Source organism: Synechococcus sp. 63AY4M2 (assembly GCF_002760475.1).
In the GTDB taxonomy this organism is placed as follows: domain Bacteria; phylum Cyanobacteriota; class Cyanobacteriia; order Thermostichales; family Thermostichaceae; genus Thermostichus.
The window spans coordinates 1502541-1515563 of sequence record NZ_AXUX01000001.1 but is presented as its reverse complement, the minus strand read 5'-3'; the positions used below and the strand labels follow the sequence as shown (position 1 = coordinate 1515563).

The window sequence follows — 13023 nt, the reverse complement described above, 5'->3', positions numbered from 1 at the left end:
GCCTGAGGTACATGCATGCACTCCACTGCTTCTGGCTCTGAGCCCTCCTTAGTTTACTTGCCGACCTCGCCGGCCTTGCAGACGGAAGCGATCGTCGCCCAGGTGTTCCGGCAGGACGTGCTGGGCGATATCCGCAAGGGCTGGAACAACTTCGTGGAATCGGGCCAAATTTGGGCCCTTTTGATAGGGATCGTGGCAGGCTACATGCTCAAGAGCATCACCAGCTCTCACTAAAGGCGGTGGCGCCCGGATTCCCTGGCCCCAAGGTGGCGGCGTTTTGGCTGTCGTTGCCTTGCTTGCTCTTTTCCGCCTCAACTGCAGCCAAGTCTTTCTGTGGTGGTCATCTCTCTCCCCGTTCCAAGCCCATGGCTAAGCCGACGGCACCTTCCACCCCGCGCCCCTGGAGCGGACGCTTTGCGGGATCCCTCCACCCTAGGATTGCCCGCTTCAACGCCAGCATTGGCTTCGACATTCGCCTTTTGCCCTACGATGTGGCCGGATCCCTGGCCCATGTGCAGATGCTGGGGGCCTGCGGCATCTTGAGCCGCGAAGAGGCAGAGCAAATTCGGCAGGGGCTGGAGCAGATCGAGAAGGAAGTTGCCGAGGGCATCTTCCAGCCTGACCCTGAGGCGGAAGATGTCCACTACGCCGTCGAGCGCCGTCTGGTGGCCTTGGTGGGGGAAGTGGGCAAAAAACTGCACACGGGGCGCTCCCGCAACGACCAAGTGGCCACCGACCTGCGCCTCTACCTGCGGGATGAAATCGACACCATCCGGCAGGCTCTCTGGGAGCTGCGGGGGGTTTTGTTGGACTTGGCCAGCCAGCATGTGGAGACAATCCTGCCCGGCTACACCCACCTGCAGCGGGCCCAGCCCATCAGCTTGGCCCACCACCTTTTGGCCTATGAAGAAATGCTCTGGCGGGACTGGCAACGGTTGGGACGGGTGCGGGAAGAGGTCAACGTCTGTCCCCTGGGCTCCGGGGCCTTGGCCGGCACTTCCTTGCCCATCGACCGGCAACTGGTTGCTCATCTGCTGGGCTTTGAGCGCATCAGTGCCAACAGCCTAGACGCCGTCAGCGACCGGGACTACCTGGTGGAGTTCCACGCTGCCGCCAGCCTGATCTTGGTGCATCTCAGCCGTCTCTCGGAAGAGCTCATCCTCTGGGCCACCCAGGAGTTTGGCTTTGTCGCCCTCACCGATGCCTGTGCCACGGGCTCCAGCCTCATGCCCCAGAAGAAGAATCCCGATGTGCTGGAATTGGTGCGGGGCAAGACAGGGCGGGTGTTCGGCCATCTCCAAGCTCTGCTGGTCACCTTGAAGGGGCTGCCCCTGGCCTACAACAAAGATTTGCAAGAGGACAAAGAGGGGCTCTTCGATACCGTCGATACTGTGAAGGCTTGCTTGGAGGCGATGACCATCCTGCTGCGGGAAGGGATCCAATTCCAAACCCAACGCATGGAGGCCGCGGTGCAGGAAGACTTCTCCAACGCCACCGACGTGGCCGACTATCTGGTGCGAAAAGGGATCCCCTTTCGCGCCGCCCACGATCTGGTGGGTCAGATCGTGCGTACCTGTGTGGCAGAGGGAATTCTGCTCAAAGATCTGCCCCTGGAGCGGTGGAAAAGCTTTCATCGAGCCTTTGAGGAGGATATCTTTGCGGCCATCGATCCCCGCCAGGTGGTGGCCGCGCGGCTCAGCGCTGGAGGCACTGGCTTTGCGGTGGTGCGGGAAGCCTTGCAACGGGCCCAGGCCCGCTACCAACAGACAGAGCCGGCAGAAGAACCCCCGCTGCCCCCCTCCTCACCTGGCTCTGGGCTGCCCTTGGAGAGCTGAGCAGCGGCCCTGCCTCCATTCCCGCTTGCCCCCTCTGTCCGCGACCCCAGAGCGACCTCCCAGCCATTGGCCTTGAGAAAGCGGAGGAAGGATGCGATCCCAAGCCATCTCCCCACCCCCCTCTGCCCTGGGAGAAGTGGTGGAGGCCAACACCACCACCCTTGTGGCCCAGTGCCTAGAGCCAGAACGCCTGAGCTTCCCGCCCCTGCCCGCCCTCGGCAGTTGGATCCGCTCGCAAGACGAGGAGACCGGCAACTGGATCTATGGAGTGGTCTGCTATGCCGCCATCACTCCCATCGACACCGTTCACCGTCCCAGGGCCTTGGGCCTCTCCCCCCGGGAACTGCGGGAGCAGCAACCCCAGATTTTCGCCATGTTGCGCAGCGATTTCCGCGCTGCCATTGTCGGCTTCGTTGGCGGGGGGCGGGTTTATCAGTATCTGCCGCCGCGTCCGCCCCAGATCCACCAGCCAGTTTACCCCTGCTCTGAAAGCGAGGTAAGGGAGTTTTGCCGCTCTTTTGAGTTTTTGCGCACCCTGCTGCGTGTCAACGGGATCCCCAGCGACGAGTTGGTGGCCGCTGTCATCCGTCAGACTTACCGGATCTTGAACCGGGATCGCCACTGGTTGGTGCAAGCAGGGCGGCAGTTGAGCTCGCTGTTGCGGGACGACTACGAATACCTTAGCGCAATTTTACGAAAGATTGAAGCCTAAGCGAAGAAGTATTGAGAATAGTCCTGAATCCCGCCGAAATTTCATCTGAGAGTGATAGCCTGAGGCGAAATCCTTGTGAATCATCCCTTTTGTACCCCATTGCTTGCGTCAAAATGTTTAACAAATTTAATCCCTCTGACAAACCCTCCAAAGGCAACTGGGCAGGTCGCACTTTTTCTGCTGCTGTGGGCGCTTCGCTGGCAGCGGCTGTTTGCATGGCTCATGGCCAGCCGCCCTTTATATCGCTGCTAGTGGCCAGTTGTGCAACGGTGTTTACCCTCGTTTGTGATGAGATGGGCTGGATATAGGCTCGGGGTCAGCTTTGGGCTCTCAGCCCCTCTGAGGCAACCATCGAACGACATGCAAGATACCCACGGATCAAACGCCGCTAAGAGTCTCTCCGCCCCTGCGCAATTTGTTTCGGCGAGCCATAGCCCTCGGCAAGCTATTGGAGGGCAGTAGAAGAGGGCGGATACGGATTCCTGTCTCTCCAGGCTTTTGGCTGGATCTAGAGGCCCTGGTAACTGTCCCCGGCCCGGCAGCCTCTGGGCCCACTTGGGCGAGGTGGGCAGGGAGCGAGCAGCGCTGTTTGGTTTTGATGTTTTTTGCCGGATCCCTGCCCAGGGCTGGCTTCGGCGAAGCAAAAGGTAGAGCAATCGGGGGTTAAGATCGGGGGGAGCGCCCTCTGCTGGTTTCTCTTTGCCTATAGTTGGCCCCGGAAACATCCCCATCTACAGAGGCTGTGCTGCCGTAACTTGAGAACCAGGCAGGCGGGAGCCTCCGATCCCAGTCAGGGCCTTTCCAAAACCCGATTTGACGGCCGATCTGTCTGGAGCGGGGCCAGAGTTGCTCGCTTCCCCCAGGCGCCGATGCCCTTGAGCCTATGACCTCCCTTCCTCTGGTTTCTGTGATCTTGGGCACGCGGCCCGAAGCCATTAAGCTGGCTCCGGTAATCCAGGCCCTGCGGGCCAGTCCCCACCTGCGCACCGAGGTGATCCTGACAGGGCAACACCGGGAGATGGTGGATCAGGTGATGCGGCTCTTCGGCCTACGGGCGGATCGGGATCTGGAGATCATGCGTCCCCGCCAAAGCCTGACCGACATCACCGAAGCCACCCTGCGGGGTCTAGAACCCTACTTGCAGGCGCAGCGGCCCCAACTGGTTTTGGTGCAGGGCGATACCACCACCGCCTTTGCCGCTGCCCTGGCTGCTTTTTACCAACGCATTCCAGTAGGCCATGTGGAAGCCGGCCTGCGCACCGACGATCTCTACCACCCTTTTCCCGAAGAGGCCAATCGCCGTCTCATTTCTCAGTTGGCCAGCCTGCACTTTGCTCCCACGCCGCAAGCGGTGGATAACCTGAAGCAAAGCCGCGTGATCGGCTCTATCTATTGCACGGGCAACACCGTCATCGATGCCCTGCTACAGGTAGCTGCGCTTGGGATCCCCTGCCCCATCCCTGGCTTGGACTGGGGGCGCTATCGGGTTTTGTTGGTTACTGTGCACCGGCGGGAAAACTGGGGGGATCCCTTAATAGCCATCGGCCAGGCTCTGCTGCAGATTTTGGCGGAGTTCCCCGACACGGCCCTCCTCTTGCCTCTCCACCCCAACCCCGCGGTGCGAGAGCCCCTGCAGGCCCTGTTGGGATCCCGGGAGCGAGTTTTTCTTACCGAGCCCTTGGACTATCCCTGCTGGGTCAGCGCCATGCAGCGCTGCACTCTCATCCTCAGCGATTCCGGCGGCATTCAAGAAGAGGCGCCAGCTTTGGGCAAACCGGTGCTGGTGCTGCGGCAGACCACCGAGCGCCCTGAGGCGATTGCTGCCGGCACCGCCCGCCTGGTGGGCGCCCATCCCGAAAAGATCCTGGAGGCGGCCCGAGAATTGCTCACGGATCCCCAGGCCTACGCCCGCATGGCCCAGGCTCAAAACCCCTTCGGCGACGGCACCGCTGCCAGGCAAATTTGCCACATCATCGAGAGGCAGTTTAACTCGCCCAGCTCACCAGAATAAGGCCCGCAGAGACTCAGACTGGGGTGAGAAAACCGTTGCCTGCTCCTCCCTTTCTTCGGCTGCCCCGAAAAAAACTAGGATCGACTGCTGGTACACCGGCAAAGCCGTCATCCGCACCGCCAAGATCCTGCCCAGCTACCCGGCCGTGCTCTGCCGGAGCGCCACCTGCGTATGTGTTTATAGCCTTGGGACAGGAGCCATTCATCATGGTCATGGCTCCCCCCAAAACCCTCCCCGACCTAGACAAAGTGCAAGCCCTGCGCTTCCCCCCTGGGCACGGGCTGCTGCTGCACCGCGGCACCTGGCACGCTTTCCCCCTCGCCTGCGAGCGCCCCGTTGTGGTGCTGACTGCCAACTCCGACGAAGTGGTAGAGGCCCTGGCCAGCAGGACGACGGCGCAGGATCAGGGGGATCCCTGTGCCAGCGGCTGAACGCCGAGATCCATTTGCAGCCGCTCTAAGCCCATGGCGCGGATCCCCGACGGCACCCCCCCACCGGCTCTTTCGGCGCAGAAGCCTTCGGCTTTAGCCGTGGGGTAGTTTGCAGAATACCCAAACCTCAGCATTAAAAATCGGCAAAAATTGGCGGTTGGTCTGCCAGGCTCGAATTGGGAGGGGTGAGTATTCTCGAATACTCCGAAAAGAAAACGCAAAGTTAGCTTTTAGGCAAGCGCAAGCTCAGCTCCGACCGAAGCGCGCTGGGGGCAACAGTTCGTCCTAATTTGGGCTCTATCTACTAGGTGTTCGGGAATACGTACCCTTCGATAGGAACCTCGCTTGTACAAAAGAGGAAGCTTAACTGCGAGAGAAGATTCATAGGCAAAGTACGAAACATGAAAGCGCCCAGATTATCCGGATGAGGCTCTTTTTGGGGGCCGCATCCGCCTAGCTAGAAGATCCGCAAACGTCTTCACCGTTGGCATCTGAAGAGAGTTGCCTTATATTAAATCAGCTAGCATGTTCGATATTTGCCAGAATTAAGCTATCTTGAGGGCTGACATGCCATCTAACCATTGGTCAGACTTCCATCCTCCCAGTCCTGGGCAAGGCTTGGAGCAAACTCAGTCAACGCCTTCCCATTGGAGTGAGCGCTACACGGGGGAGGACTCTCAGGTCGAGTATGAAAGAAACGGAGCCCAGACCAAGGCAGCGGCTCATCCAGAGGAGAACATGCTGAGCAATGCCGCGAAAATTAAGGTGGTGGGCGTGGGGGGTGGAGGTGGCAACGCGGTCAGTCGGATGGCGGCCAGCAACCTCAAGGGTGTTGAGTTTTGGAGTATCAACACGGATGCTCAGGCCCTTGCGCAGTGCTCGACATCAACGGTGAACCGCCTGCAAATCGGGCAAAAGTTAACCCGCGGGCTGGGGGCAGGCGGCAACCCGGCCATTGGTCAGAAAGCCGCCGAAGAGTCCAGCGAAGAAATTGCAGCGGCTCTCAAAGGGGCAGATTTGGTCTTTATTGCCGCCGGCATGGGAGGGGGCACGGGCACCGGTGGAGCCCCTATCGTCGCCCAGATTGCCAAGGCCAGCGGTGCCCTGACGGTGGGGGTGGTGACGCGGCCTTTTTCCTTTGAGGGCAAGCGGCGCACCAAGCAGGCCGAAGAAGGGATCCAAGCGCTGCAGGAGGCGGTCGATACCCTGATCGTGATCCCCAACGACAAGCTGCTCTCGGTGATCTCTGAGCAAACTCCTGTGCACGAGGCTTTTCGCGTCGCGGACGATGTCTTGCGTCAGGGGGTGCAGGGCATTTCGGATATCATCCTCATCCCCGGCATGATCAACGTGGATTTTGCCGACGTGCGCAGCGTGATGGCCGATGCCGGCACTGCCTTGATGGGCATTGGCATGGGATCCGGCAAGTCCCGCGCCCGCGAAGCTGCCATTACCGCCGTCTCCTCTCCCCTTTTGGAAACTTCCATCGAAGGGGCCAAGGGCGTGCTCTTCAACATCACCGGCGGGCTGGATCTGTCGTTGCACGAGGTCACGGTAGCCGCTGAGATTATCGCTGAGGCAGTGGATCCAGAAGCCAACATCATCTTCGGCACCGTCCAGGACGAGCGCATGCAAGGGGAGGTGCGCATCACCGTCATCGCCACCGGTTTTGACGGATCGCGGTCGGCTGCCGCTTCTGGATCCAAAGCCTCGGTCGCCAACAAGGGGGGGGTGGGGACGCGTAGGACCACTGCCTCTGGCTCTGAGCCACCGCCTCGACAGCCCCCTGAGCCTGAGCCCCCTGCATCCGGGGGCTTGGACATTCCCGAGTTTTTGCGCCGCCGCCGTCCTCCTTCGTAGGTTAGAGTGAGGGAATGCGGCTATCCTGGTGCCGGTTGCTGGGAGTGGGGAGTGCTTTGGGGTTAAGCCATGAACATTGTTATCTTGGCAGGGGGTCGTTCGGCAGAACGTCAGGTTTCTTTGGTAACGGGCAAAGCCTGTAAGCGGGCGCTGGAGGATCTGGGGCATCGGGCGAAGTTGATCGACCCCGAGGAGGATCTGCCGCTGCGCCTTTGGCAGGAACGGCAGGCAGGCTGCGACTTCGTCTGGATTGCCCTGCATGGCCCCGGCGGTGAGGATGGGGTGGTGCAGGGGATGCTGGAGTGGCTGGGCTTGCCCTATCAGGGATCCGGGCCGTTGGCCAGCGCTCTGGCCATGGACAAGCTGGTCTCCAAGCAGATCTTTCGGGCCGAAGGGATTCCCACTCCTGAGTGGCTGGTCTGGGATGAAGCGCAGCCGCTCTCCTGGGCCGAGTGTGTGGCGCGTTTGGGATCCCCGCTGGTGGTGAAGCCCAGCAACAGCGGCTCGACGGTGGGGATTAGCCTTGCGCGGGATGAGGTGTCGTTGGCTCAGGGGCTGGCGTTGGCCAGCTCGGTCTCCTCGCGGGTCTTCCTGGAGCGCTACATTCCCGGCAAGGAGATCACCCTCTCCATTCTCTCCGGCCAGGTTCTCCCGGCCATTGAGATCATCCCTGCCCAGGGAGATTTTTACGATTACGAAGCCAAGTACGCCCCCGGCGGCTCACGGCATTTGATCCCCTGTTCCCTCAGCGCGGCAGGGCTGGCCCGCTGCGAGGCGGCAGGGCTAAGGGCCTATCGGGTGTTGGGATGTGAAGGTCTGGCGCGGGTGGATCTGCGGGTGGATGCCGACGAGAACCCTTGGGTGCTGGAGGTGAACACCCTGCCCGGGATGACCCCCACTTCGCTTTGCCCAGAGGCGGCGGCAGCTCTGGGCTGGACGTTTACGGAGCTGGTGGAGCGGATGCTGCAGGATGCCCTGCAGAGGGCGGCATTGACTCGCTCGGCCCCGTCTGGATCCCGGCCTTCGCCACAGCCGGCCTGATCCCCAGCCAGACTGCTTTCTAGAGAAAGAAAAGAAGCAAAACCGCCACCGCCATCCCGACCATCAGCACTGCTCCTGCCGGCCACAGCCAGGCAATAGGGGATCCGCCTTTGCCAGCAGCTTTTTGGCCGGGACCCTTTTCTTTGGGCTCAGGCTGGGGGCCGGCGGAATCGGGAGCAACCAGCGTTAGATCCTGCAGCAGCCGGTTGCCTTGCTTTTCCAGCACGAGCGTGGTCTCCTCAGCGCTCAAGAGAGGATCCCGCAGCGGCTGGGTTTGCTGCCACTCGTATTCGGAATGTCCTGACGCTCGCCCATAGACCGTCACCTGCTCCAGGCCGGATAGGCCCAACGCCTCCAGCGCGGCTCGCACCTGTTGGGTGAGATGGGGATAGTCGAGCTGGGTTTGCGGGGAGCGGTTGAGGAGAACGTGCAGGTGAGCCTGGCGACGCTTGACGGCGATCTTGACAGGGACGGCCAAGCGAGCCTGCAACGCCTGGGCAATCTCAGCTTCCGTCATCGAGTTTTATTCCAGTGAAGGCAAGTTAATTCTAATACAGCCATGGGACAGGCGCTGGGAGTGGCGGCAGCGGCTTCGGGGTAGAATGTATCCGCATCGGCAAGGAAGGCCCCTGAGGAGGTCGTGTAGCTGGAAGTTCTATGCAAGAAAAAGCCATTGTCCGCAATTACTTCAACACCGTCGGTTTCGAGCGCTGGCGGCGCATCTACGGCAACGAGGAAGTCAATTTTGTCCAGAAAGATATTCGACTGGGCCATGCCCGCACAGTCGAGACGGTGTTGCAATGGCTGGGGGATCCCTCCGGTCTGCGCATTTGCGATGCCGGCTGCGGAGTGGGCAGCCTTAGCTTGCCTTTGGCCGCCCGAGGGGCGCAGGTGTTTGCCAGCGACATTTCCGAGCAAATGGTCAACGAAGCGCGTCGCCGCCAACAGATGGAGCTGGGATCCACAGACAACCCCCAGTTTCAGGTTTTGGATTTGGAGGAACTGACGGGGGAGTACGATGTCGTCGTCTGCCTGGATGTGATGATCCACTATCCCGAAGCCGACGCCCTGCGCATGCTCAACCACCTAACTTGCCTGGCCCGCTCTCGCCTGATCTTCAGTTTTGCTCCCAAAACCCCCTGGCTGACGCTGCTGAAGAAAGTAGGGGAGTTCTTCCCTGGCCCCAGCAAAACCACCCGCGCCTATCAACACCGCGAGGCGACGTTGGTGGGCCACCTGGCCGAGTGGGGCTGGAAAGTGCAACAACGCCGAACCATTCGAAGCCGCTTCTACTTTGCCTGGCTGCTTGACCTGGTTCGCTGAAGCCGTCGCTCCTAGCTTGCTCTGGGGCCGAGCTGCCTGGGCTCGACCAGGTCAGTCGAAGTTACCCAGTTTTTCCAGCAAATCCGGATCTGCCAGCTTTTGCAGGGCAAGTCGCGCATCATCCTGGACTCCCCAGTCAGGGTCGCCGCTGGCGCTGGCCAGCAACTGCTTGGTGAGCATTTGATAGAGAGCTGTATAGGGCGTCGCCGGCTTCAGATGTTGCCCTAGGATCCCTAGGCTCCAGGCGCAGTTGCCGCGGACTGCCGCCACCGGATCGTGGGCCAAGCCCCGACAGAGGGCTGCCGCCACCTCTTGCAAGGCCGGGCCGGGCAACACCTGAGCTTGGGCCAATTGTCCGAGGGCGCTGGCCGCCCACAGTCGCACGGCTGTGATATCTCCGGCCAATACTTCCAGCAACACCGGATAGGCCCGCGGATCCTTGGCATTGCCCAGGGCCCACACCAACCCTTTGCGCACATAGCCATTCCAATCCCGGCGCAAGCTGTCGATCAGCAGCTCCACCTCACAGGGATCCGAATTTCGACCTAGGGCATAGGCCGCCCCTACCCGCACCAATGGGCAGGGATCCCTGAGCAGAGCCAACAGGGACGGCACGGCACGGGGCTCTTCGATCTCACAGAAGGCGCGGGCCGCCTGCATCCGCAAACGGGGATCCGGATCCTGCAACTGCTGCAGCATCCGCTCCACATCTACCTCCGGCGGCGAGTGAGGTGGCAGCTCGTCTAGGGGAGAAAAGGCATCTTGGTACATGAAGGGGCGCGGGCAGATTGGTGCCGTTGGCGGGGAGGGCAGGAGCACGAAAATCTCTTCTCCCCAGGCAAAAGGCCAGAATGAAGGCGGAAAAAGCAGCCAAGCAAGCAAATCCTGGCTGCAGCCCATCATAAGCCGCCGAGGTCCCTAGTTTGCAGTTGAATCTGGAGATCCGGGAACCTGCAGCAAGTCCGCTCCTTCCAGCACCCGCGCCGAGCGGATCACATCCCCCACCTGCAGGCGCTCCACCCACTCCATGCCACTGGTGACATAGCCGAACACCGCATAGCGCCCATCCAGGATCGGCAGAGCAGAGAGGGCGATGTAAAACTGGGAAGAGGCCGAATCCAGCGGGCTAGAACGGGCCATGGCCACCGCGCCCAAGCGATGGGGCAAGGCCAGCTTGCTCAGGGCGATGGGATCCTCAATCAAGGTGTTGTAGCGGGGGTGAGGCTCCCCACGCACCTGAATCTCCAAAGGGATGGTGCGCAGGCGGTTGCTGCCCGGCTCGGTAGCGCCACCGGTGCCATCTCCCCGCGGATCCCCTCCTTGCACCACAAAAGGTTGGGGATCTTTCTCCACTCGATGGAAGGTGAGACCGTTGTAAAAGCCCCGCTGCACCAAATCCACAAACTGGCCAGCCGTGAGGGGCGCCTCCTCCCCGTGAATCTCCAAGATCACCTTGCCCGCTCCCTCAGCAGTTTGCACCTCTAGCTCCACCAGCGCCTTGCCCTGCAGTTGCGGGCGATGGGCGTAGGCCGGTGGGATCCCCGATGGAGAGCCAGAGGAGGGGAGCGCACGGCGACAAGCGAACAGACCAAGACAGAGGTACCCCAAAGCCAAGCCCAACCCCACTCTGCAGCGGCTCATTCGCCCCAGCTTGGTAAATTGCATCTGCCCCTTCTCCCTTTTTCGATTTGATCCAACTTTCCACAGGGATCCCTCTCCAGATGTCAAGAGAGATATCTAGAGCCGTTGCGACAACCCCAATTGCAAGGTGACGCTTTGAGCGCCATTGCTTACCCTCACCCCGTAGGGGCTGATGGAGGTGACCCGCCACTCTGCTTTCACCGCCTGGCCAACCGGCACCTGTCGCACCACGTTGTCGATCAGAATCAGAGCCTTGGGATCGCCCGGATCGTGGATCAACCCCACCAGCTTCATCTGCGGCGGCGGTTGAGGCGGGATCCGCACCGGCGCAGACCTGAGGGAGGGAGGAGAAGCGCTGGTTGCCGCTGCAGGGGTAGGAGCGGTGGCCGCTGGCGGCCTTACGGGGGTTGTTTTCGCCTCTGGCTCGGCTAAGGTGATCCTAGGTGGCTCCTGAGACGAAACTTCCTCAGAGGGATCTCGAGGAGTTTTACCTCCCGCCTCTGGGGGCCGAGATGGTTCCTGTTCCTGGGCCAGCCGGAAATCCGAGTTGGGAGAATCGGAGGCCTCAGTCACAGGATCCCTCAGCCAAGGAGAATTGGCCTGAGAAAAGACTCCCGCCCGGCGGCGCAGGGTCGTCCAGAAGGCTAGCCCTGCTACCAGAGTGGCCGCCAAGGCCAAACCCAGTAGGATCCCTGAGGCCATAGAAGAGCGCCGCAAAGGCAGCGGCGGGCGCGTGCCCCAATAGGGGTACTCTTCCACCAGCCCTTCTTCAAGGCTGTGCTCCAAATCCTCAAGCAGCTCATCCAGCAGGGAATCTGCTTGACTCTTGTAACGCAATACAGCCCAAGGAGAACGACGGCTCCTGTCTGCCGAAGCATCAAACCCGGACATAGAACCTCCCTTGGCGGCGAGACCCCTAGCCGACAGCAGCCGTCTCCTCACTCCAGCGCTCTCACAGGAGCCGCATTTCCGGGTACTCGGTCAACAGCGCCTCTGCCGACAGGGTGTCTCCTTCCAACTGCGGCGTCCACAGCACTTCGATCGCCACAATTCGCTCCGCCGGAATGGAGGCCAACTGCAGCAGGCACTGCCGCAGATCCGCCGCAGATTTAACTACAGGTAGTGTACCTAAGTTGCCGCGATACGCAACTAGTAGAGTAACGACCAGATACTCGCCGACATCCGGGATCCCGGCAGCAGCGCGTTTAAGGACCGCTTGGGGAACCTGTTGGATTTGGTTGTTGCGGTTGCTGAGGGTTTCGGCGCTAAACTTGCTGCGCTCTTGCAAAGAGGCTTGGTAGAACAGAGACTCGGCGCGGGAGAGAGGCAGCTTCTCTGCTTGGGCATGGCCATAGGCCCAGTAGTCGCTGTAGCGCATCAAGCCGAGGGTGACCTCTTGCAGGAGTTGGCTCAGCCCTTCCGGCGATTGGGTATCCGCTTCCAGAGCCAGGGCGTTCATGTCTTTTTGCAGTTGCCGGGCGCTGGCCAGCAGGCCCACTTTCACCTGAGCCAGGGTTACTGGCGGGTCAGCAACCCCCTCGTCGCCATCTTCGGAAACAGCCGAGCGCAGGCTGCGCACCAGAAAGCTACCTGCCCCGATGAGCAGCAGCAGTGTCAGCAGGCCGCCACCACCACCCCAGAAAAAGGGCACCACCAGGGGAAAGCCGAACCCCCCTCCATAGCTGGGGTACACCGGAGCCGAGCGGGGGCCAACGGAGCGGGGGGCAGAGAAGGTCGGAGAGCGGAAAGAGCCACCGCCAATGCGACCACCACTGCGCGCCCAGACGGCACTGACGGGGGCCAAGGCCAAGATCAAAGCCAGGGCAATGGCCAGCAGGGGCCGGCAGCTTCGACTGATTCGTTTCAGCATGTTCACGTGTCCATCACGGGGCTAGTCTTCCTCAATTGTATGCTCTTTCCTTAGACAGCAGAGGGCAGGGATCCGAACCTTTTAGCGGGCTATTTGAGCCATTGCTTGTGAATCCCCACCGATTTACTCCTCAGCATCCAACTCAGGATTACTTCAATCTGGCCCATCGAGACTATCGACGGAGGCGACCGCAGTCTTGACACTCCCACCGCCTGAAGGCGGGGGATTCTTACGCAGTCCACAAAAGAACCCGTAACGGCGTTGTCAAAGCGCCTCTAGACAGTTCCTTCACGCAAAGC

14 protein-coding genes are annotated in these 13023 nt (G+C 61.0%); 8 read left to right on the top strand and 6 right to left on the bottom strand.

Features of this window, described 5'->3' with window-relative positions; translation table 11 throughout:
- The first annotated feature begins 15 nt into the window (after positions 1–15).
- The 5 genes from SYN63AY4M2_RS06705 (at position 16) to SYN63AY4M2_RS13935 (ending at position 4989) form a co-directional block, all read left to right on the top strand.
- Positions 16–234 (top strand): hypothetical protein, encoded by a 219-nt coding sequence (locus tag SYN63AY4M2_RS06705; RefSeq protein WP_011429023.1) that lies wholly within the window; start codon positions 16–18, stop codon positions 232–234.
- Positions 235–365: 131 nt separating this feature from the next.
- Positions 366–1835: an argininosuccinate lyase gene (gene argH / locus SYN63AY4M2_RS06700; protein ID WP_011429025.1), complete on the top strand. Its 1470-nt coding sequence runs from the start codon at positions 366–368 to the stop codon at positions 1833–1835.
- Between the two features lie 91 nt (positions 1836–1926).
- A complete protein-coding gene (locus tag SYN63AY4M2_RS06695; protein WP_011429026.1) occupies positions 1927–2547 on the top strand; it encodes a hypothetical protein in 621 nt (206 codons plus the stop codon).
- Between the two features lie 883 nt (positions 2548–3430).
- A complete protein-coding gene (gene wecB / locus SYN63AY4M2_RS06690) occupies positions 3431–4558 on the top strand; it encodes a UDP-N-acetylglucosamine 2-epimerase (non-hydrolyzing) (RefSeq protein WP_011429028.1) in 1128 nt (375 codons plus the stop codon).
- Positions 4559–4764: 206 nt separating this feature from the next.
- Positions 4765–4989: an ureidoglycolate lyase gene (locus SYN63AY4M2_RS13935; protein ID WP_206336818.1), complete on the top strand. Its 225-nt coding sequence runs from the start codon at positions 4765–4767 to the stop codon at positions 4987–4989.
- Here the strand turns inward: SYN63AY4M2_RS13935 and SYN63AY4M2_RS13790 are convergent.
- Positions 4962–5123: a hypothetical protein gene (locus tag SYN63AY4M2_RS13790; RefSeq protein ID WP_168173323.1), complete on the bottom strand. Its 162-nt coding sequence runs from the start codon at positions 5121–5123 to the stop codon at positions 4962–4964. The two genes, SYN63AY4M2_RS13935 and SYN63AY4M2_RS13790, sit on opposite strands and share 28 nt — an antisense overlap.
- 604 nt (positions 5124–5727) lie before the next feature.
- On the opposite strand from SYN63AY4M2_RS13790, the gene ftsZ reads away from it, so the two are divergent.
- Complete coding sequence (ftsZ, locus tag SYN63AY4M2_RS06680) at positions 5728–6849, top strand: cell division protein FtsZ (protein ID WP_011429031.1); 1122 nt, start codon at positions 5728–5730, stop codon at positions 6847–6849.
- A 69-nt stretch (positions 6850–6918) separates the two neighbouring features.
- Entirely contained in the window at positions 6919–7890 is a 972-nt protein-coding gene (locus tag SYN63AY4M2_RS06675) for a D-alanine--D-alanine ligase (RefSeq protein WP_011429032.1), read from the top strand.
- Between the two features lie 19 nt (positions 7891–7909).
- Here SYN63AY4M2_RS06675 and SYN63AY4M2_RS06670 read toward each other — a convergent pair whose 3' ends face one another.
- A complete protein-coding gene (locus SYN63AY4M2_RS06670) occupies positions 7910–8407 on the bottom strand; it encodes a hypothetical protein (protein WP_041438022.1) in 498 nt (165 codons plus the stop codon).
- 140 nt (positions 8408–8547) lie between these two features.
- Here SYN63AY4M2_RS06670 and bchM point away from each other — a divergent pair, with 140 nt between their 5' ends.
- The gene (bchM, locus tag SYN63AY4M2_RS06665) at positions 8548–9213 is read left to right on the top strand and encodes a magnesium protoporphyrin IX methyltransferase (RefSeq protein WP_011429034.1); all 666 of its coding nucleotides are present in this window, start codon (positions 8548–8550) and stop codon (positions 9211–9213) included.
- A gap of 51 nt (positions 9214–9264) precedes the next feature.
- On the opposite strand, the gene SYN63AY4M2_RS06660 is transcribed toward bchM, so the two are convergent.
- The 4 genes from SYN63AY4M2_RS06660 to SYN63AY4M2_RS06645 form a co-directional block, all read right to left on the bottom strand.
- Positions 9265–10032, bottom strand: coding sequence for a HEAT repeat domain-containing protein (locus SYN63AY4M2_RS06660; RefSeq protein WP_240527300.1), 768 nt, complete (start codon positions 10030–10032; stop codon positions 9265–9267).
- A gap of 99 nt (positions 10033–10131) precedes the next feature.
- On the bottom strand, positions 10132–10878 hold the full coding sequence (locus SYN63AY4M2_RS06655) for a peptidylprolyl isomerase (protein ID WP_011429036.1): 747 nt from the start codon (positions 10876–10878) through the stop codon (positions 10132–10134).
- A 72-nt stretch (positions 10879–10950) separates the two neighbouring features.
- Positions 10951–11745: a hypothetical protein gene (locus SYN63AY4M2_RS06650; RefSeq protein WP_011429037.1), complete on the bottom strand. Its 795-nt coding sequence runs from the start codon at positions 11743–11745 to the stop codon at positions 10951–10953.
- Positions 11746–11806: 61 nt separating this feature from the next.
- Positions 11807–12724: a DUF1517 domain-containing protein gene (locus SYN63AY4M2_RS06645; protein WP_041438024.1), complete on the bottom strand. Its 918-nt coding sequence runs from the start codon at positions 12722–12724 to the stop codon at positions 11807–11809.
- Between the last annotated feature and the right edge of the window lie 299 nt (positions 12725–13023).

Coding starts and splice junctions, on each gene's coding strand:
- bchM (WP_011429034.1), top strand. CDS start 8,548: ATGCAAGAAAAAGCCATTGTCCGCAATTACTTCAACACCGTCGGTTTC.
- wecB (WP_011429028.1), top strand. CDS start 3,431: ATGACCTCCCTTCCTCTGGTTTCTGTGATCTTGGGCACGCGGCCCGAA.
- SYN63AY4M2_RS06655 (WP_011429036.1), bottom strand. CDS start 10,878: ATGCAATTTACCAAGCTGGGGCGAATGAGCCGCTGCAGAGTGGGGTTG.
- ftsZ (WP_011429031.1), top strand. CDS start 5,728: ATGCTGAGCAATGCCGCGAAAATTAAGGTGGTGGGCGTGGGGGGTGGA.
- argH (WP_011429025.1), top strand. CDS start 366: ATGGCTAAGCCGACGGCACCTTCCACCCCGCGCCCCTGGAGCGGACGC.
- SYN63AY4M2_RS06675 (WP_011429032.1), top strand. CDS start 6,919: ATGAACATTGTTATCTTGGCAGGGGGTCGTTCGGCAGAACGTCAGGTT.
- SYN63AY4M2_RS06695 (WP_011429026.1), top strand. CDS start 1,927: ATGCGATCCCAAGCCATCTCCCCACCCCCCTCTGCCCTGGGAGAAGTG.
- SYN63AY4M2_RS13790 (WP_168173323.1), bottom strand. CDS start 5,123: ATGCTGAGGTTTGGGTATTCTGCAAACTACCCCACGGCTAAAGCCGAA.
- SYN63AY4M2_RS06670 (WP_041438022.1), bottom strand. CDS start 8,407: ATGACGGAAGCTGAGATTGCCCAGGCGTTGCAGGCTCGCTTGGCCGTC.
- SYN63AY4M2_RS13935 (WP_206336818.1), top strand. CDS start 4,765: ATGGTCATGGCTCCCCCCAAAACCCTCCCCGACCTAGACAAAGTGCAA.
- SYN63AY4M2_RS06705 (WP_011429023.1), top strand. CDS start 16: ATGCACTCCACTGCTTCTGGCTCTGAGCCCTCCTTAGTTTACTTGCCG.
- SYN63AY4M2_RS06645 (WP_041438024.1), bottom strand. CDS start 12,724: ATGCTGAAACGAATCAGTCGAAGCTGCCGGCCCCTGCTGGCCATTGCC.
- SYN63AY4M2_RS06650 (WP_011429037.1), bottom strand. CDS start 11,745: ATGTCCGGGTTTGATGCTTCGGCAGACAGGAGCCGTCGTTCTCCTTGG.